General features: G+C 69.7%; 17 protein-coding genes. 6 read left to right on the top strand and 11 right to left on the bottom strand.

All coding sequences use genetic code 11. The annotated features are described in order from the left end of the window. Positions 1 to 16: 16 nt before the first annotated feature. Positions 17 to 1417, bottom strand: coding sequence for an argininosuccinate lyase (gene argH, locus BXA03_RS12925; RefSeq protein ID WP_076508246.1), 1401 nt, complete (start codon positions 1415 to 1417; stop codon positions 17 to 19). 406 nt (positions 1418 to 1823) lie between these two features. On the opposite strand from argH, the gene BXA03_RS12920 reads away from it, so the two are divergent. Next, positions 1824 to 3014: an AI-2E family transporter gene (locus tag BXA03_RS12920; RefSeq protein WP_369822422.1), complete on the top strand. Its 1191-nt coding sequence runs from the start codon at positions 1824 to 1826 to the stop codon at positions 3012 to 3014. 70 nt (positions 3015 to 3084) lie between these two features. Here the strand turns inward: BXA03_RS12920 and BXA03_RS12915 are convergent, their stop codons facing one another. Beyond that, the gene (locus tag BXA03_RS12915) at positions 3085 to 3831 is read right to left on the bottom strand and encodes an aspartate/glutamate racemase family protein (protein WP_076508241.1); all 747 of its coding nucleotides are present in this window, start codon (positions 3829 to 3831) and stop codon (positions 3085 to 3087) included. A 23-nt stretch (positions 3832 to 3854) separates the two neighbouring features. Further along, positions 3855 to 5348 (bottom strand): NCS1 family nucleobase:cation symporter-1, encoded by a 1494-nt coding sequence (locus tag BXA03_RS12910; RefSeq protein ID WP_076508238.1) that lies wholly within the window; start codon positions 5346 to 5348, stop codon positions 3855 to 3857. A 227-nt stretch (positions 5349 to 5575) separates the two neighbouring features. On the opposite strand from BXA03_RS12910, the gene BXA03_RS12905 reads away from it, so the two are divergent. Further along, complete coding sequence (locus BXA03_RS12905; protein ID WP_076508236.1) at positions 5576 to 6481, top strand: LysR family transcriptional regulator; 906 nt, start codon at positions 5576 to 5578, stop codon at positions 6479 to 6481. An 18-nt stretch (positions 6482 to 6499) separates the two neighbouring features. Here the strand turns inward: BXA03_RS12905 and BXA03_RS12900 are convergent, their stop codons facing one another. The 3 genes from BXA03_RS12900 to BXA03_RS12890 all read right to left on the bottom strand — a co-directional run bounded on the left by BXA03_RS12900 (position 6500) and on the right by BXA03_RS12890 (position 10250). After that, positions 6500 to 7573 (bottom strand): AI-2E family transporter, encoded by a 1074-nt coding sequence (locus BXA03_RS12900; RefSeq protein ID WP_076508233.1) that lies wholly within the window; start codon positions 7571 to 7573, stop codon positions 6500 to 6502. Positions 7574 to 7675: 102 nt separating this feature from the next. Next, the gene (locus BXA03_RS12895) at positions 7676 to 8656 is read right to left on the bottom strand and encodes a tripartite tricarboxylate transporter substrate binding protein (RefSeq protein ID WP_076508230.1); all 981 of its coding nucleotides are present in this window, start codon (positions 8654 to 8656) and stop codon (positions 7676 to 7678) included. Between the two features lie 184 nt (positions 8657 to 8840). Next, a complete protein-coding gene (locus BXA03_RS12890) occupies positions 8841 to 10250 on the bottom strand; it encodes a M20 family metallopeptidase (protein WP_076508227.1) in 1410 nt (469 codons plus the stop codon). A 120-nt stretch (positions 10251 to 10370) separates the two neighbouring features. Here BXA03_RS12890 and BXA03_RS12885 point away from each other — a divergent pair, with 120 nt between their 5' ends. Next, complete coding sequence (locus BXA03_RS12885) at positions 10371 to 11351, top strand: LysR family transcriptional regulator (protein WP_076508537.1); 981 nt, start codon at positions 10371 to 10373, stop codon at positions 11349 to 11351. Between the two features lie 149 nt (positions 11352 to 11500). Then, entirely contained in the window at positions 11501 to 12112 is a 612-nt protein-coding gene (locus BXA03_RS12880) for a LysE family transporter (RefSeq protein WP_076508225.1), read from the top strand. 6 nt (positions 12113 to 12118) lie between these two features. Here the strand turns inward: BXA03_RS12880 and BXA03_RS12875 are convergent, their stop codons facing one another. The 4 genes from BXA03_RS12875 to BXA03_RS12860 are packed head-to-tail and all read right to left on the bottom strand — an operon-like array spanning position 12119 to position 16799. Next, a complete protein-coding gene (locus tag BXA03_RS12875) occupies positions 12119 to 13357 on the bottom strand; it encodes a M20 family metallopeptidase (RefSeq protein ID WP_076508222.1) in 1239 nt (412 codons plus the stop codon). Then, positions 13354 to 15153 (bottom strand): 2-oxo-4-hydroxy-4-carboxy-5-ureidoimidazoline decarboxylase, encoded by a 1800-nt coding sequence (uraD, locus tag BXA03_RS12870; RefSeq protein ID WP_076508219.1) that lies wholly within the window; start codon positions 15151 to 15153, stop codon positions 13354 to 13356. Before uraD ends, BXA03_RS12875 begins: the two co-directional genes overlap by 4 nt. 12 nt (positions 15154 to 15165) lie before the next feature. Beyond that, positions 15166 to 16125: an allantoinase PuuE gene (gene puuE / locus BXA03_RS12865; protein WP_076508216.1), complete on the bottom strand. Its 960-nt coding sequence runs from the start codon at positions 16123 to 16125 to the stop codon at positions 15166 to 15168. An 8-nt stretch (positions 16126 to 16133) separates the two neighbouring features. After that, a complete protein-coding gene (locus tag BXA03_RS12860) occupies positions 16134 to 16799 on the bottom strand; it encodes a GntR family transcriptional regulator (protein WP_076508535.1) in 666 nt (221 codons plus the stop codon). Between the two features lie 107 nt (positions 16800 to 16906). Between BXA03_RS12860 and uraH the strand changes: the two genes are divergently transcribed. After that, the gene (gene uraH, locus BXA03_RS12855; protein WP_076508213.1) at positions 16907 to 17257 is read left to right on the top strand and encodes a hydroxyisourate hydrolase; all 351 of its coding nucleotides are present in this window, start codon (positions 16907 to 16909) and stop codon (positions 17255 to 17257) included. A gap of 162 nt (positions 17258 to 17419) precedes the next feature. Here uraH and BXA03_RS12850 read toward each other — a convergent pair whose 3' ends face one another. After that, entirely contained in the window at positions 17420 to 17926 is a 507-nt protein-coding gene (locus BXA03_RS12850; RefSeq protein WP_076508210.1) for a hypothetical protein, read from the bottom strand. Positions 17927 to 18039: 113 nt separating this feature from the next. On the opposite strand from BXA03_RS12850, the gene xdhC reads away from it, so the two are divergent. After that, positions 18040 to 18858, top strand: a complete 819-nt coding sequence (gene xdhC / locus BXA03_RS12845; RefSeq protein WP_076508207.1) for a xanthine dehydrogenase accessory protein XdhC — start codon at positions 18040 to 18042, stop codon at positions 18856 to 18858. Positions 18859 to 18901 lie beyond the last annotated feature (43 nt).

Genomic DNA, 18901 nt, shown 5'->3' with positions numbered 1-18901 from the left:
GGCAGAGAAGCCGCGCTCAGTCCCCCAGCCGCGCCCGGTGGCGCGCGATCTGCGCCGTCACCTGCACCGGCGCCGTGCCGCCGAGCGTGTTGCGGGCCTCCAGCGAGCCGCGCAGGTTCAGGACGCCGAACACGTCGTCCTGGATCGCCGGGTTGAACTGCTGCAGCGTGGCCAGCGGCAGCTGCGACAGGTCCACGCCTTCGGCGATGGCGGTCTTGACGGCATGGGCCACCGTCTCGTGCGCGTCGCGGAAGGGCAGGCCCTTCTTCACCAGGTAGTCGGCCAGGTCGGTGGCGGTGGCATAGCCACGCAGGGCGGCGGCCTCCATGGCCTCGCGGCGCACGGTGATGCCGCCCACCATCTCGGCAAAGATGCGCAGCGTGTCCTTGAGCGTGTCGACGGTGTCGAACAGCGGCTCCTTGTCTTCCTGGTTGTCCTTGTTGTAGGCCAGGGGCTGGCCCTTCATCAGGGTGATCAGACCCATCAGGTGGCCGACCACGCGGCCGGTCTTGCCGCGCGCCAGCTCGGGCACGTCGGGGTTCTTCTTCTGCGGCATGATCGACGAGCCGGTGGTGAACCGGTCGGCGATCTGGATGAAGCCGAAGTTCTGGCTCATCCACAGGATCAGCTCCTCGCTGAAGCGGCTCACGTGCACCATCGCCAGGCTGGCGAAGGCGGTGAACTCGATGGCGAAGTCGCGGTCGCTCACGGCGTCCAGGCTGTTCTGGCAGACGCCTTCCATGCCCAGCGTGCGGGCCACGCGCTCGCGGTCCAGCGGGTAGCTGGTGCCGGCCAGGGCGGCGGCGCCCAGCGGCAGTCGGTTGACGCGGCGGCGCAGGTCGGCCAGGCGCTCGGCGTCGCGGGCGAACATCTCCACGTAGGCCAGCATGTGGTGGCCGAAGCTCACCGGCTGCGCCACCTGCAGGTGGGTGAAGCCGGGCAGGATGGCGTCGACGTTCTCGGCGGCGATCTTGACCAGGGCCTTCTGCAGGTCGATCAGCAGGCCGTCGATCAGGTCGATCTCGCCGCGCAGCCACAGGCGCACGTCGGTGGCGACCTGGTCGTTGCGGCTGCGGCCTGTATGCAGGCGCTTGCCGGCATCGCCCACCAGCTGGGTCAGGCGGGCCTCGATGTTCAGGTGCACGTCTTCCAGGGCCAGCTTCCATTCGAAGCTGCCGGATTCGATCTCGCCTCGGATCTGACCCATCCCACGCTGAATGTCGGCGAGGTCCTGCGAACCGATGATGCCCTGGGCAGCGAGCATCTCTGCATGAGCCAGCGAGCCTTCGATATCCGCCTGCGCAAGCCGCTTGTCGAAGAACACGCTGGAGGTGTAGCGCTGCACGAGTTCGCTCATCGGCTCGGAGAACAGCGCGGACCACGCTTCGGATTTCTTGTCGAATTGGTTCTGGGTCATGGGTCGGAGCCGCGACGGGCGAAGGATGAGCGAATGAGCGAGAAGAAGCTGGGGAGCGCCGCAGGCCTGCGGCAGTGCGGGTGTGGCGTGCGAGGCGGCAGACATAATCGGCCGCCCTTCCGGCGGCGCCAGCCTTGCGAAACCCGCGGATTTTATCGACGCGCCCCAGCAGGCGCGTTGGCGATGAAGAGAACGGATCCATGACCCTGCTGCCTCCCCACACGGCGCGACGCCGGCAGACATCGAACGCACGCCCGTGGCGTGCCACGCGCACGGGGGACGGGCCCCGGGTGGCCCGGGACGGCCTGCACGGGCGGGTGGCGTGAGCACGCCGGCTCCCCCGCGGGGTTCCGAAGCGCAAGGCCCCCAGGTGGTGGCGCTCGATCCATCGGCTGCCACGCAGTCTTTGGCCGAGTCAGCCACCGACCGGGCCATCCGCGAGGCCGAGGCGGAGCGCGCCCGCGGCGCGGTGCCGGAACCCGGCAGCGGCGATCCGCCGCGGCTCCTTCTGCACATGCCGGTGGACGTCCGCAGCGCTTCGCTCGTGATCCTGGGCGTGCTCGCCTCCATCTACACGCTGCGTTGGGCCGCGGCGGTGCTCATTCCGCTGGCCCTGAGCCTGATGCTGGTCTATGCGCTTTCGCCCGTCGTCGACCGGCTGGAGCGCTGGCGCCTGCCGCGCTGGGCCGGGGCCGCGGTGTTGCTGTTGGCCCTGACCGGCGGCACCGCGTGGACAGGCTATTCGCTAGCCGGCAGCGCCGGTCAGCTGGTGGACGCATTGCCCGCCGCGGCGCAGAAGCTGCGCAACGCCATCCGCACCAAGTCGGTCAAGGCCAGCCCGCTGGACACGGTGCAGCAGGCCGCCGAGCACCTGGAGCGGGCTGCGAACGAGGGCTCGCCCACCACCTTCCGGCGGGGCGTCCAGCGCGTGATCGTCGAGCGGCCGCCCTTCAACGTGCGCGACTACCTCTGGAGCGGCACGGTTGGACTGATGGAGGGCGCCGGCCAGGCCACGCTGGTGCTGTTTCTCACCTTCTTCGCACTGTGTTCGGGCGACACCTTCCGGCGCAAGCTGGTGAAGATGGCGGGTCCCAGCCTGCACAAGAAGAAGGTGACGGTGCACGTGCTGGACGACATCAACGGCCACATCCAGCGCTACCTGCTGGTGCAGATCCTGAGCAGCGCGCTGGTCGGGCTGGCCACGGGGCTGGCCTTCTGGGCGTTGGGGCTGGAGAACGCGGCCGTGTGGGGCATCATCGCGGGCGTCACCAACCTCATCCCGTACATCGGCTCGGTGCTGGTGATGGGCGCCGCGGGGCTGGTGGCCTTTCTGCAGTTCGGCACCATCGGCATGGCGGTGCTGGTGGCGGGCACCTCGCTGTTGATCCACACGCTGGTGGGCAACCTGCTGGTGCCCTGGCTCACCAGCCGCAGTTCGCGCATGAACCCCGTGGCGGTGTTCGTGGGCGTGATCTTCTGGGCCTGGATCTGGGGCATCTGGGGCCTGCTGCTGGGCATGCCGATCATGATGGTCATCAAGTCGGTCTGCGACCGGGTGGACGACCTGCGGCCGGTGGGCGAGCTGCTGGGCGACTGAGCCGGCAGTCGTCGGCCTCAGCGGCCGTCCGGGCAGGGGGCGCCGCAAAGCGCCGCGCCCACCCGATGGCTCAGCGTGCGCCCGAACCCAGCGCGAAGGGCTGCATCAGCCCGGTCATGGGCTTGGGTGGCGGATGCGCCAGCTCGCCGCGCTTGCTGGTCTTCAGGCCCAGCGACACCAGCGACTCCAGCAGCGTGACGCCGGCCGATACGCCGTCGATCACCGGCACGCCCAGTTCTTCCGACAGCGAGCGGCACAGGTCGGCCATGCCGGCGCAGCCCAGCACCAGCACGTCGCAGCCGTCGTCGTCCAGTGCGCGGCGGCATTCGTCGACGATGCGCGCGCGGGCGTTGGAGCGCGGGTCTTCCAGCTCCAGCACCGGCAGCTCGCAGGCCCGCACGCGGGCGCAGAAGCGGGCCATGCCGTAGGCCTCCGCCAGGTGGTGCGCCTGGCCCATGGTGCGCGCCAGCGTGGTGACCACCGTGAAGCGGCTGCCGATGAAGCTGGCCGCATGCATCGCCGCCTCGGCGATGCCCAGCACCGGGCCGCGCGCCAGCTCGCGGGCGGCCTTCAGGCCCGGGTCGCCGAAGCAGGCGATCAGGTAGCCGTCCACGCCCGCGGCCTCGCCGGCCGCGATCTCGGCCAGCAGGCCGGGCGTGGCCAGGGCCTCGTCGTAGTGGCTTTCGATGGAGACCGGCCCCATCGCCGGGCTGACGGCGATGACCTCGGTGCCCGGCCGCGCCGCCGCGCGGGCGCAGGCACCGATCTTGTCGGTCATGCTCTGGGTGGTGTTGGGGTTGATGACCTTGATGCGCATGGGACAGGGCGTTTTCTTCGGAATCAGGAACGGCGGGACAGCACAGCGTAGATGACGAAGCCCAGCCCCATGCCGATGAACCAGGCGTAGTTGGCGGCGCCGCGCCATGCCGGCACCAGCACGCACAGGATCGGGATCAGGGCCGAGGGCACCATCGTGGCGACGGCCTTCATGTTGTAGCCATTGCTGTACCAGTAGCTGCCGGTGGGCTTCATGGTGTAGAGATCGTCCACCACCACGTGCTGGCGGCGCACCAGGTAGAAGTCGGCGATCAGGATGCCGAACAGCGGCCCGATGAACGAGCCCAGGATGTCCAGCGTGTAGTGGATCACCTCGGGGTTGTTGTAGAGGTTCCAGGGTGTGATGAAGATCGAGCCCACCGCGGCGATCATGCCGCCGGTGCGCCAGCTGATGTGCTGCGGCGCCACGTTGGAGAAGTCGAAGGCCGGCGAGACGAAGTTGGCCACGATGTTGATGCCGATGGTGGCGATCATGAAGGTCAGCGCGCCCAGCACCACGGCGGTGGTGGAGTCGATCTTGCCCACGGTGTGCACTGGATCGGTGATCAGCTCGCCGAACACCGGCAGCGTGGCGGCGGTGGTGATCACGGTCAGCAGCGAAAAGAACACGAAGTTGACCGGCAGGCCCCAGAAGTTGCCTTTCTTCACGGCGTCGAAGCTCTTGCCATAACGCGAGAAGTCGCCGAAGTTGAGCATCGGGCCGCTGAAGTAGCTCACCACCAGCGCGATGGCCGACAGCATGACCGGCAGCGCGTCCCAGCCCTCGAACTTGACGCCGCCCAGGTTCAGGTCGATGTTCTTCCAGCCGGCCTTCCAGACCAGCCAGCCGCACAGGATGGCCATGACCACGTACACGCCCGGGCCGGCCCAGTCGATGAACTTGCGGATGGCCTCCATGCCATGCCAGAAGACGAAGGCCTGCAGCACCCACATCACCATGAAGGCGACCCAGCCCAGCGTGGAGAGGCCGGCGAAGCCGTGCAGGGCGACGTCGGCATAGGGCGCCAACCCCGGGAACAGGTGCAACGCCAGCACCATGAACGCGGCCGAGGCCAGATAGGTCTGGATGCCGTACCAGGCCACGGCGATCAGCCCGCGGATGATGGCCGGGATGTTGGCGCCCTTGACGCCAAATGAGGCCCGGCAGATGACCGGGTAGGGCGTGCCGGTCACCTGGCTGGGCTTGGCCACCAGGTTGCAGAAGAACTGCACGATCACGATGCCCACCAGCAGCGCCACCAGCACCTGCCAGCTCGACAGGCCCAGCGCGAACAGGCTGCCCGCGGTGATGTAGCCGCCGACGCTGTGCACGTCGGACATCCAGAAGGCAAAGATGTTGTATTGCCCCCAGGTCTGCTGCTTGAGCGGTGCCAGGTCCTCATTGGTGAGGGCCGGGTCGTAGCCGGGCTTGATGAGCGCGTGCGATGCCGCGTTGCCGTGGCCGAGGGGCTCGGCTGCGGCCGAGGCGGCGAGCGGGGTGGTGGTGGCCGTGTTCATGGGGGCTCCTGATCGGGTCGTTGGAGGGAGGCGGCGCCGCATGCGCCACGCGAGGTTGCACGGATTGGGTGCATTATTTGTATACAAAAATTGGATCGCAAGGGCTGTGCCAGCCTGCGAGGTTGGGAGATTCCCGTAGGTGGAGGGCGCGTACCGACGGGCGCCGCAGTGTTTCCCGGCCGCCCCGCCGGGTGCTGTACAAGGGCAGGCGAAGGAGACAACCCCCGATGGACCGACTGCAGGCCATGGAAATGTTCGTGCGCGTCGCCGAGAGCGGCAGCTTTTCTCAGGCCGCGCGCGAATTCCGCACCACCCAGCCCACCGTGACCAAGCAGGTCGCCGCCACCGAGCAGCGCCTGGGCGTGCGGCTGCTCAACCGCAACACCCGCGGCGTGAGCCTGACCGAGGCGGGCGCGCTCTATTACGAGAAGTGCAAGTCCATCGTGCGCGAGGTGCAGGCCGCCGACGACATCGCGCGGCAGGCCCGCAGCGAGGCGCAGGGCCTGCTGCGCATCGGCACGTCGGTCGCCTTCGGCCGGCGGGTGGTGGTGCCGCTGGCGCTGGAGTTCATGCGCGCCCATCCACAGGTGCAGGTCGACCTGAGCTTCGACGACCGCTACGTGGACCTGGTCGCCCAGGGCATCGACGTGGCCATCCGCATGGGCAAGCTCGCTGATTCCACCCTCGGCGCCCGCTACCTGGGCAGCAATCCGTGGGTAATGGCAGCCTCGCCCGCCTATCTGCAGGCGCACGGCACACCCGTTTTGGCGGCGGAGCTGTCCGCACACCAGGCGCTGATCTACAGCAGCGTGGTGGGTGACGACGTGTGGCGACTGCACGGGCCCGGTGGCGAGGCGCTGACGGTGCCGGTGGCCGGGCGGCTGCGCTCCAACAACCTGTCGGCGGTGCTGGCGGCGGCGCGGGAGGGGCTGGGCATCGCCCTCATGCCGCGCTACGTGGCGGAGGAATCACTGGCGCAGGGCCGGCTGCAGCCGGTGCTGGCGGACCACCAGCTGCAGGAGCAGGAGATCCATGCCGTCTTTCCCTCGCCCCGACTGGTGCCCGCCAAGGTGGCGGCGTTCACCGCCTTCCTGCAGGGTCGCTTCGGCGAGGAGTGGTGGCGCGGCGGCTGAGGCCCGCGGTGGGAACGCTCAGCTGCGCGGCGCGTTGCCGTCCTCTTCGTTCGAGGCCATGAAAAGCCCCCACGCCGCCATGAACAGCGCCGCCACCACCGGCCCGATCACGAAGCCGCTGATGCCGAACAGCGCCATGCCGCCGATGGTGGAGATCAGCACGATGTAGTCGGGCATCTGCGTGTCCTTGCCCACCAGGATGGGGCGCAGCAGGTTGTCCACCAGCCCGATCACGAAGACGCCCACGAAGATCAGCACCAGCCCCTTCACGATCGCACCCGATGCCAGGAAGTAGATGGCCACCGGCGCCCAGATCAGCGCCGCCCCCACCGCCGGCAGCAGCGACAGGAAGGCCATCACCACGCCCCACAGCAGCGCGCCCTGCACGCCCAGCGCCCAGAAGGCCAGGCCGCCGATGGTGCCCTGCACCGCCGCCACCACCACGTTGCCCTTGACGGTGGCGCGGATGACGGTGGTGAACTTGTTGAGAAGGTAGTGCGTGTGCGGCCGGGCCAGCGGCACGGCTTCACGGATGGTCTTGGACAGGTCGGCGCCGTCGCGCAGCAGGAAGAACAGCAGGTAGAGCATCACGAAGAAGCTCACCAGGAAGTCGAAGGTGTTCTGCCCGATGCTCAACGCCTGCGAGGCCAGCATCTGGCTGCCTTGCGCGGCGCCGGCGCTGAGTTTTTCGAGGATCGCCTCGAAATTGCCCAGGCCGAAACGGTCCAGCAGATTCGTCGCCCAGCCCGGGAGTGCGCCGACGATCTGCTGGAAGTAGTTGACGAAATTGAGCTCGCCCGAGCGCAACCGCTGGGTGACCAGCACGATGTCCTGGACCAGCGTCACCGCGATCATCGACAGCGGAATGATCACGATGAACAGCACGATGGCCAGGGTCGCCAGGGCGGCCGGGGTGCGCCGCTTGTTGCCGAACTTGCGCAGCAGCCGCTTGTAGAGCGGCGTGAACAGGATGGCCAGGGCCACCCCCCACAGCACGGCCCCGAAGAAGGGCATCAGGATCCAGACGAAGCCGACGGTGACCGCCGCCAGCAGGAACAGGAAGAAGCCGCGTTGCAGCTGAGGGGAATTCATGGTGGCAGCGAATGTAGCCGCCCCCCATGACCGCAAGCTGTCGGAGGGCATGCCGCCGCAGCCATGGGCGGTGTGCGCTTCTTCACGAAGCGGCCGGGCGTCTCATTCCATCGGGATGTTGGCCCGGTGGGCCAGGGCGCGGTAGCGCGAGATCTCGCCTTCCATCTGGCTGCGGAAGGCCGCGGCGTCGATCCACACCGGCTCCATGCCCTGGGCCTTGAGCGTCGCCTGCAGTGCAGGGTCCGCGAGCAGGGCGCGCGCTTCCCTGGCCAGGCGGTCGAGCGCGACGGCCGGGCTGCGGGCCGGCGCGGCCAGGCCGTACCAGGCGTCGAAGGTGGCGTCGGGCAGGCCCAGCTCGGCAAGGGTCTTGACCTCGGGCAGCAGGCTGGCCCGCGTGGCACCCACGATGCCCAGGGCGCGCAGCTTGCCGGCGCGCACATGCGGCGCCACGGCGGCGACGGTGTCGATGCCCATCTCGATCTCGCCGCCCATCACGGCGATGGTGGCCTGGGCGCTGCCCTTGTACGGCACGTCCTGCAGCTTGGCGCCGCAGGCCAGGGCGAAGAGTTCGCCGGCCAGATGTGGGCCCGATCCGCTGCCGAAGGTGGCGTAGCGGATGGACTGGGGTTTGGCCTTGGCGGCGCGCACCAGTTCGTCGACGGTGCGCCACGGCGCGCTGGCCGCCACCACCAGCACCAGCGGCGTGCGCGCCACGATGCCGATGGGCGCCAGGTCTCGAACCGGGTCGTAGGGCAGTTTGGCCCGCAGCGCGGCATTGACGCTGTAGCTGGTGGAGCCCGACAGCAGCAGCGTGTAGCCGTCCGGTGCGGCCTTGGCCACGGCGTCGGTGCCGATGATGGTGGAGGCGCCGGGCTTGTTGTCGATCACCACCGGCTGGCCCAGCCGCTCGGCCAGCTTCTGCCCAAGGGCACGGGCCACGATGTCGGTGCCGCCGCCCGGCGGGAAGGGCACCACCAGGCGCACGCTGCGGCTGGGCCAGGGCTCCTGCCCGAAGGCGAGGGAAGGCAGGGCGGCGCCGAGGGCGAGGGCGGCACCGGTGCCGAGGAAATGGCGTTTGTTCATGGAAGGTCCTTGCAGGAAGTCCGAAAAGCGAAGAAAAAAAGCGGAGCCCGAGGCCAATGCCGGTCGGCAAACGAAAGTCGGTTCGGTCTGAGCCAGTCAAAGTCCGTTCGGGCTGGGCTTGTCGAAGCGTGACGCAGGCCCTCAACCCTTCGACGGGCGCAGGACCGGCCAAGCCGGCATCGGTTCAGCCCATGGCGCGATCCGGCCAGGGGGCCGCGCCCGGCTCGCCCAGGTCCCAGTAGAGGCCGGCCATCACGGCCAGTCCCTGGCGAATCAATGGCACCAGCAGGTGCTCGTTGGGCGCATGCTGGGCGCATCCGGCGTGGCCGTGGGGCACCCACAGCGTCGGCAGGCCGAGCTGGGTGGCGAAGATGTCGTTGGGCAGCGAGCCGGCCAGGTTGGCCAGCAGGTGGGGTGCGTCGCCGGCGCTGCGGGCGATCGAGCCGACGGCCCATCCCACCCAGGGGTTGCGCAGGTCGAGCCGCGTGGCCGCGCCGGCCAGCGTGACCTGGACCTCCACATCGTCGAAGCCGTGCGCCGCCAGATGCGCCTGCACATGCTCTGCGGTGCGCTCCCAGTCGGTGCCCACCACGAAGCGCAGCTGGCAGTGCGCCGCGGCCTGGTGCGGAATGGCGTTGATGGGCCGCTGCGGGTTGCCGGCTTCCAGGGCCAGCACCTCGAAGGTGTTCCAGGCCACCAGCCGCTCGGCGGGCGTCAGGCCAGGCTCACCCCAGCCGGCGTCCAGCGCGGGATCGTCCGGCTCGGCCCCGATGGGGATGTCGGCCAGCGCGCGGCGCACCGCATCGTCCACGGGCGGCGGCCGCAGCGCCTCCACCAGGAGGCGTCCGCGTGCGTCGGCCAGCGTGGCCACCGCATGGGCGATGCGGGTGGCCGGATTGGCCAGCACGCCGCCCCAGTTGCCCGAGTGGTAGCCGCGGGTGCGGCCGCTGCGGATGCGCAGCGTGAAGTTGACGGCCCCGCGCGAGCCGAGGAAGAGCGTGGGCTGGCGCGTGCCCACGCGCGGCCCGTCGCTGGCGATGAAAAGGTCGGCGGCCAGCGCGGCGCGTTCGGCCTCGCACACGGCGGCCAGGCCGGGCGAGGCGGCTTCCTCGCCGGTCTCGAACAGCCAGGTCATGTTGAAGCCGAGTCGGCCGCCGCGGGCCTGCAGCACGGCCTCCAGCGCGGCCAGCGCGATGCTGTGCTGGCCCTTGTTGTCGGAGGTGCCGCGGCCGTACCAGCGCTCGCCCTCGGCCACCAGCGTCCAGGGCGCGAGGCCCTCGCGCCATTGCGCGTCCTGTCCGCTCACCACGTCGCCGTGGCCATAGCTCAGCAGCGTAGGCAGGGCCGGGTCCTCGATGCGGCGGGCGATGAGGAAAGGGCCGCCCCTCGGGTCGGGGTTGGGGCAGAGCCGACAGTCGAAGCCCAAAGCTTCGAGGCTGGGGCGCAGCTCGTCCGTCAGGTAGGCGGCGAGGGCGAGCGGCACGGTGCCGCCATCGCTTTCGGTGCGCAAGGCGACCCGGCGGCGCAGGTCGGCGAAAAGGCGGCCACTGTCGAGGGCCGACTGGGCCAGGGTGAGGGCATCGTTTCGGTGCATGGGTGATCCTGTGCCGGCGATGCATGCAAGGGGAAGGCCGGAAACCCGTTGCCTGGCCTATCGTTTTGTCGCGGTCGTATTGCCTGGCAGGCAATGGTGGCGGGGGCAGAATCGGGCGCCATGGCCCGTGCTCCCCAACTGCTCAGCATCCCGATGCGCCACTTCCTGGAGGTGGCGCAGACCGGCTCGGTCAACCAGGCCGCCGCGCGCCTGCATGTGGCGCCCTCGGCCGTGAGCCGGCAGATCGCCCGGCTGGAGGACGAGATGGGCACGCCGCTCTTCGAGCGCCGCACCCGCGGCATGGCGCCCACCGCCGCCGGCGAGCGCCTCGCCGCCTACCTGCGCCATGCGGTGGCCGACGGCCTGCAGGCGCTGGAGCAGGCCAGCGCCCTGGGCCGCGTGCAGGCGCAGCGTGTGTGCGTGGCATGCACCGAGGGCTTTGCGACGCAGTTCATGCCGGGCGTGATGCAGGCCTTCCGCGACGTGCATGGCGAGGCGCGGCTGGAACTGCGCGTCGGCTCGCCCGACGAGGTGGCTCGCTGGCTGGCGCGCGGTGAGGCGGACCTCGGCCTCAAGTACAGCGTGGCGCCCGAAGCGGAACTGCATGTGGAATACGAGGCGCCCGCGCCCGTTTATGCAGTGATGGCGCCCGAGCACCCGCTGGCGCGCCAAACGGCGGTGGAGGTGGCGCAGGTGGTGGCCTTTCCGCTCTACCTGGGCAGCCGCGGCATGACCACGCGCCAGCTGTTCGACCAGGCGTGCAGCCTGCAGGGGCTGCGCTACACCGCGGCGTTCGAAAGCAACTTCTCGTCGGTGCTCCTGCCCCTGCTGCGTGTGCCGGGCATCGTGCTGTCGGGTCATCTGACGGTGGCGCACCTGATCGCCGACGGCACCGTGGTGGCGCGGCCCTTCGCCGAGGCGCCCCTGCAGCAGCGGCGGCTGCGGCTGCTGTCGTTGCCGGGACGCACGCCCACCGAGCCGGTGCGTGCCTTCGCCACGCACCTCGCGCAGGCCATCCAGGCGGTCGGGCGGCGCAAGCTGGGCCGGGCGCGGCGGGCGGCGTCGGCGCGAGTTTCGATCTCATCCAACCGTTCGGGCTGAGCGCGTAGAGGCCCCGGGGCCGGCGCTTCGACAGGCTCAGCGCGAACGGGTGTGGGGGCATCAGGCCCGCGCGGATCGCTCTGGCATCGGGCTCACCGCCGCCAACCTGCAAGGCTATGCTCGCCCCACCTCCTGTTCCCCGCTGCCCCATGGCCCTGCACGTCTGGCTCGTCTACACCCTCGCGGCCCTCGGCCTGTCGCTTTCGCCTGGCCCCAACAGCCTGCTGGCGCTGACGCACGGCGCGCTGCATGGCCGGCGCCGCACGCTCTACACGCTGTTCGGCGGCAGCCTGGGCTTCCTGCTGGTCATCGCGCTGTCGATGTTCGGCATCGGTGCGCTGCTGAAGGCCTCGCTGATGTGGCTGACGGTGCTCAAGTGGGTGGGCGGCGCCTACCTGGTGTGGCTGGGCGTGCAGGTGTGGCGCGCGCCGCCCATCCAGGTGGCGCGGTCGGCGGGCGCGGCCCAGGCGCGGGGCGCCACGCTGTTCCGCCAGGGCTTCCTCGCGGCAGCGACCAATCCCAAGGGCATCCTGTTCTTCGCCGCCTTCCTGCCGCAGTTCGTGGACCCGGCCCGCAACGTGGCCGTGCAGTTCGCGGTGATGGCGGGCACCTTCCTGGTGATCGAGTTCCTGACCGAGCTGGTGCTGGCCAGCCTGGCCCAGCGCATCACGGGCTGGCTGGCGCGGGTGGGACGCAGCTTCAACCGCGCGTGCGGCGCACTGTTCGCCGCCATCGGCATCCTGCTGCCATTGCGCGGCTGAGCGCGCTCAGGCCAGCAGATCCGCCAGCGTGCGCGCGATCACCTTGGTGGCGCGGCGCAGGTCTTCCAGCTCCAGGCGCTCGTCGGCGCGCTTGGCGTGGGACTCCAGCACCGTGCGCGGCCCGGCACCGTAGATCACGCCGGGAATGCCCGCCTCACCGTACAGCCGCACGTCGGTGTAGAGCGGCGTACCCATGGCCGGGATCGGCTGCCCGAAGAGCTGCTCGCCGTGCTTCTGGATGGCCTCGACCAGCGGCTGGTTGCCCGGCAGCGGCTTCATCGAATTGGCCAGCAGCAGGCGCTTGACCTCCACCTCGATGCCGCCGGCCACCGTCTTGAACTCGGCCGCGGCCTTGGCGATCACCTCGCGGATGGATGCCTCGACCTCGGCCGGGTTCTCCTCCGGGATCATCCGGCGGTCCAGCTTGAACACCACCTTGCCGGGCACCACGTTGGTGTTGGTGCCGCCCTCGATGCGGCCCACGTTGAGGTACGGGTGGCTGATGCCCTCGACCTTCGACGTGACCTGCTGGTACAGGGTGTTCTGCGCATAGAGCGCATTGAGGATGTGCACCGCGCCCTGCAGCGCGTCCACGCCCGTGGTGGGAATGGCCGCATGGGCCATCTTGCCGTGCACCGTCACTTCCATCTGCAGGCAGCCGTTGTGGGCCGTGACCACCTCGTAGCTGAAGCCGGCCGCGATCATCAGGTCGGGCTTCGTGAGGCCCTTCTTCAGCAGCCAGCCGGGGCCCAGGATGCCGCCGAATTCCTCGTCGTAGGTGAAGTGCAGCTCGACGCCGCCCTTGGCTGGCTTGGCCACGGCCTCCAGCGCGCGCACGGCGAATGTGAAGCTCGCGAAGTCGCTCTTGCTCACGGCCGCGGCGCGGGCGTAGAGCTTGCCGTCCACGATCTCGCCGCCATACGGGTCGTGCGTCCAGCCTTCGCCGGGGGGCACCACGTCGCCATGGGCATTGAGCGCCACGGTGCGGCCACCGTCGCCATAGCGGCGGCGCACGATCAGGTTGGTGATCGATTCCAGGCCGTAGTCCTTCACCTCCTGCGCGGGCACGGCGTGCTTCTCGGCCTCGAAGCCGAAGCCGGCGATCAGCTCGGCGGTGCGCTCGGCATGCGGTGCGTTGTTGCCCGGCGGCGTGTCGGTGGGCACGCGCACCATCTCCTGGAGGAACTTCACCTCCTCGTCGAAATGGGCGTCGATCCAGGCGTCGAGCTGGGCGTAGTCGGTCATCGTTGTTCTTTCGCGAGGTTGTCCAGCAGCTTCTGCGTGGCGAGCACGGCCAGTTGCATGTCGTCGCTGGTGGTGGATTCGAGCGGGTTGTGGCTGATGCCCCCATTGAGGCCGCGAACGAAGAGCATGGCCTGCGGCATGATCTCGTGCAGCTTCATGGCGTCGTGGCCGGCGCCGCTGGGCATGCGAAAGAGCGGCACGCCGAGCGAGTCCACGGCGGCCTCCCAGCGGGCCTGCCAGTCGGGATGGCTGGGCGCGGCGGCCGCGCGCATGGCCTCTTCGAGCGTGTAGCGCAGGCCGCGGCGGCTGCAGATCTCCTCCAGCGCGGCCAGCACGTCGGCGATGACGGCATTGCGCTGGTCGTCGCGCGGCGCGCGGATGTCCAGGCTGAACTTGGCCAGGCCGGGCACCACGTTGATCGAGCCGCCCGGCACATTCAGCATGCCCACGGTGGCCACCGAGTCTGCGTCCTGGCGGGCGCGCTTCTCGGCCGCGAGGATCAGCTCGGCCACGGCACAGGCCGCGTCGCGGCGACGGTCCATGGGCGTGGTGCCGGCATGGCTGGCCATGCCATGGATCTCGCCCACATAGCGCACGCCACCGTTGATGGAGGTGACGATGCCCAGCGGCAGGTTCAGCTCGTTGAGCACCGGGCCCTGCTCGATGTGCACCTCGATGAAGCCCAGGTATTTGGCCGGGTCGCGCTGGATCTTCGGGATGTCCTCGATCTTCAGGCCCGCCTGCTGCATGGCCTCGCGCATGGTGATGCCGTCGGCATCGGCCTGGTCCAGCCAGGTGGGGTTGAAGTGGCCGGTGAGCGCGCCCGAGCCGATGAAGGTGGCCTTGTAGCGCTGGCCTTCCTCTTCCGCGAAGCCCACCACCTCGAAGGCGAAGGGCAGGCGGCGGCCCTGGCGGGCCAGTTCCTTGACGCAGGCCATGGGCACGAAGATGCCCAGCCGGCCGTCGTACTTGCCGCCGTTGCGCACCGTGTCGTAGTGCGAGCCGGTCAGCAGCGTGGGCGCGCCGGGTACCGCACCGCCGCTGGTGACGAAGCCCTCGGCCTCGTAGCGCCCGATGACGTTGCCCACGGCATCGATCTCCACCGAGTCGAAGCCCACCTCGTGCATCCACGTGCTGATCTGCAGCGCGCAGGCACGGTGCGCCTGGGTGAGGTAGGTGACGGTGAGCTGGCCCTGTTCTGCAAAGCCGGGGTCGCTGTGCAGGGCGAGTTGCTCCTGCCAGTCCCACACCTGGTTGCCCAGCTCGGGCGAGACGCCGAACTTGTCGTTGAGGCGGATCTCGGCGATGCGGTGGATGTTGCGCAGCGCCTCGGCCCGTTCATAGTCCGGGTGGTTGTTCAGCCGCCGTGCGAAGGTGGCGAGGATTTCGGCCTTGGGCAGGCCGGTGCCGCGCGGGCCGCGCACGGCCAGGATGAAGGGAAAGCCGAACTTCTGGCCGTAGGCCGCATTGAGCTCGCGGATGCGCGCCAGCTCTTCCGGCGTGCAGGCGGTGAGGCCCGCCTTGCTCTGCTCATTGGTCGATTCGGCGGTGAGCGCGTTGCTCTCCATCGCCTTGCCGGCCAGCTCCGGGTGCATGCGGATCAGCGACAGCTGCTGATCGGCCGACGCACGCGTCACCGACTGGGCCAGGGCCGCCTTGAGGTGCTGCAGCGAGCGGAAGGGCCGCTCGGCCAGCGCGCCTTCGGCCACCCAGGGCGAATGCTCGTAGGTGCCTTCCAGCAGCGCGACGGCCTCGGCGGCGGAGGCGGCGTTGAGTTGTTCGATGGTCAGGGCCATGGTCGTCTCTCCTCAGGCCGCGTCGACGAAGGGATGCGTCTGGCGCCAGTGGCGCGCGATGTCCACCCGGCGGCACACCCACACCTTGTCGTGGCGGCCGATGTGGTCCAGGAAGCGCTGCAGCGCCGTGATGCGGCCCGGGCGGCCGAGCAGGCGGCAATGCATGCCGATGCTCAGCATCTTGGGCCGGTCCAGGCCGGCCGGGTCGCCTTCGGCATAGAGCGCGTCGAAGCTGTCCTTCATGTACTGGAAGAAGGGGTCGGCATGCGAATAGCCCTGCGGCAGCGCGAAGCGCATGTCGTTGCAGTCCAGCGTGTAGGGCACGATCAGCTGCGGCACCACGCTGCCGTCGGTCTTCTGCACCTTCATCCAGAAGGGCAGGTCGTCGCCGTAGTAGTCGCTGTCGTATTCGAAGCCGCCGTCGTCGGCCACCAGGCGGTGGGTGCGCGGGCTGTCGCGCCCGGTGTACCAGCCGACCGGGCGCTCGCCGGTGAGCTTCTCGATGGCTTCCATCCCAAGGCGCATGTGCTCGCGCTCCAGCGATTCGTCGGCGCTCTGGTAGTGGATCCAGCGCCAGCCGTGGCAGGCGATCTCGTGGCCCAGCTCCTTCAAGGCGACCGCCAACTCGGGGTAGCGCTGCAGCGCCATGCCCACGCCGAAGACGGTGAGCGGCAAGCCGCGCTGCTCGAACTCGCGCAGGATGCGCCAGACGCCGGCGCGCGAGCCGTATTCGTAGATGCCGTCCATGCTCATGTGCCGGTCGGGATAGCTCGCCGGGTTGAACATCTCGGACAGGAACTGCTCCGAGCCCGGATCGCCGTGCAGCACGTTGTTCTCGCCGCCCTCTTCGTAGTTGAGGACGAACTGCACCGCGATGCGGGCACCGCCCGGCCAGCGGGCATGCGGCACGTCGCGGCCGTAGCCGACGAGGTCGCGCGGATAGGGAAGGGTGGCGTCGTAGACGGTGGGCATGGAAGGTGTCAGGAAAGCGCCAGCGTGATGTCGCTGGTGGGAACCTTGCGGTCCAGGGTGAGGTTGTCCTCGACGTGCTGCAGGTGCTCGGTCATCAGCCGGGCGGCCTTGTCGCCATCGCGCGCGGCCAGCGCACGGACGATGTCGGCATGCTCGTCGTTGGAATGCGCAGCCTCGGCGGCGCTCTGGTACATGAGCGTGATCAGGGCGCAGCGCGAGATCAGATCGCTCAGGATCTGCGCCAACACCTGATTGCCCATCAGCTCCGCCATGCGCACGTGGAAGTCGCCGAGCAGCTCGGTGCGACCTTCCACGTCCTCCCCGGCAACGGCGGCCTTTTCTTGTGCAACGTGTTCCTTCAGGGCCTTAACCTGCGCGGTGGTGGCCTGGCGTGCGAACTCGCGCGCCATCTCGGCCTCCAGCATGCGGCGCACGCCGAACACCTGGCGCGCCTCGTCGGCCGAGGGCGCGGCCACGAAGGCGCCGCGCGCTGGCTCCAGGCGGATCAGCCGGTTCTGCGAGAGCTGGAACAAAGCTTGCCTCACCAGCGTGCGCGAGACGCCGAAATGGTCAGCCAGCTTCTGCTCGGCCAGCTTGCTGCCCGGCTGCAGCCGGTGCTCGACGATGGCCCTGGTCAGGGCATCGACGATCGCGCGTGTCGTGGTCGGCTCCATGGTGGCGGGCATGATAGCTTCACGACAGAAATGTGTATACACTTTTGTGGACGGATCCGAACGGACCGCTTCGCCGTCCATTTCAACGACTCGCAAGGAGATGCCCCATGGGCCTGAGCACCCACGTACTGGACACGATGCACGGCTGCCCCGCTGCCGGCATGGAAGTGGCGCTCTACACGACGGACGGTGAGGCGGCCACGCTGGTGCGGCGCTTCACGCTCAACCACGACGGCCGCAGCGACGGGCCGCTGTATGACAACAGCAGCCTCAAGGTCGGCACCTATCGCCTGGTGTTCGATGTGGCGGGCTACTTCGCGGCGCGCGGTGTCGAACTGCCGCAGCCCAACTTCCTCAACCGCGTGGCGCTGGACTTCGGCGTGGCCCACACCGACCAGCACTACCACGTGCCGCTGCTGGTGAGCCCGTGGAGCTACTCCACGTACCGGGGTTCCTGAATGCCTTGCCCCCTGCGTCGATGGGGGGCTGGAGCTCCTCTCCCCTTGCGGGAGAGGGGTTGGGGAGAGGGGTGTGCGCGCGCAGGACGCATTGAGGCCGCACAGGCCGCCGCCACCTGCCCCCGGTCCTCACCCGCGAGGGGAGAGGGAACAGGGCCGAGCCTACTGCTGCAGCTGGCCTTCGCTCAGCGTGTCCAGCTGGAAGCGGCCGCTCCGGTCCCACAGCCATGTGTCGGTCCACACGACGGAGCCGAGCCGCGTCGCGACCGGGTAAGGCGCTGCGGCCAGGACGGTGCGCTCGATGCCAGCGATGGCATCCGGCGCGTGCTTTGGCGCCCTGAGCCAGTGCATGCCGGCCACCTGGCCGCGGGCGTCGAGCTTCACTTCCAGCACGCCGATGGCGTAGAGCATGGGTGGCAGCTTGCCGGCGTAGATGCGATCCGCGTTGCGCGCATAGACATGGCGGGCGGCATCCTGCCGGTACTCGCGTGGCGTTCGGGCGCGGGAACTGCCTGCCGGCTCCGCGGCAGCCACCGCTTCGCGCGGCGCGGTGGCGTCGGAGATCTGGCCCGGCACCGTGGAGCTGGTGCTGCCGCAGCCGGCCAGCCACACGGCGGCGACGGTGCAGGCGGCCATCAGGCCCAGGCGCGAGAAGATGTTCTTGATCATGGCGCGGCTTTATACCTGCGCCACGGTGCAGTCGTGTTTCCAGCGATGACAAGGCCGGCGGTGAGGGCGTCTTGTGATGCGCCTGTGCCGCCGCGACGCAACGGACGTGCCCCATGAGCATCGGCGCCCTGGATGACGGCCTGGCCCGCCTGGCCCACGAGGACGGCGTGCTGGTGCGCGTGGAGGCCACCGAGGGCTCGGCCCCACGCGAGGCCGGCACCTGGATGCTGGTGTGGGCCCGGGCCCTCACGGCCACCATCGGCGGCGGCCAGCTCGAGTACCAGGCCATCGAAGAAGCGCGCGCCCTGCTGAAGGCGCCGGCCGGCGAGCCGCTGCGCAAGCGCTACCCGCTCGGCCCGAGCCTGGGCCAGTGCTGCGGCGGCGTGGTGCACCTGTCGATGCGTCGTGTGGGGGCGGCCGATGCCGCCGACCTGCGGCGCCAGCTGACCGAGCACATGGCGCCCGTCGCCATCTTCGGCGGCGGCCATGTGGGCCTGGCGCTGGCGCGGCTGCTGGCCACGCTGCCCTACGCCGTACGCTGGATCGACAGCCGCGACGGCGTCTTTCCCGATGCCTTGCCGGCCCAGGTGCAGACCGAGCACAGCGAGCCGGTGCAGGACGCCGTCGCCACGCTGCCACCCGGCACGCATGTGCTCATCATGAGCTTCAGCCATGCGGAAGACCTGGACATCGTCATCGCCTGCCTCCGGCGGCTGCGCGAGCGCGACGACCTGCCTTATGTCGGCCTGATCGGCAGCAAGACCAAGTGGGCCACCTTCCGGCACCGGCTGGAGGCCCGCGGCTTCGGCGAGGCCGAGATGGCGCGCATCACCTGCCCCATCGGCGTGCCGGGCGTGACGGGCAAGGAGCCGGAGGTGATCGCCGTCGCGGTGGCGGCGCAACTGCTGCAGCGGCGCACGGCGGCCGGCTGAACGCGGGGCGGGTCGCGCGCTGGGCACATCGCCCAACGCGAGC

The organism is Pseudacidovorax sp. RU35E, assembly GCF_900156165.1.
Taxonomy (GTDB): domain Bacteria; phylum Pseudomonadota; class Gammaproteobacteria; order Burkholderiales; family Burkholderiaceae_C; genus Xenophilus.
This window is presented reverse-complemented; position numbering and strand designations above follow the sequence as displayed.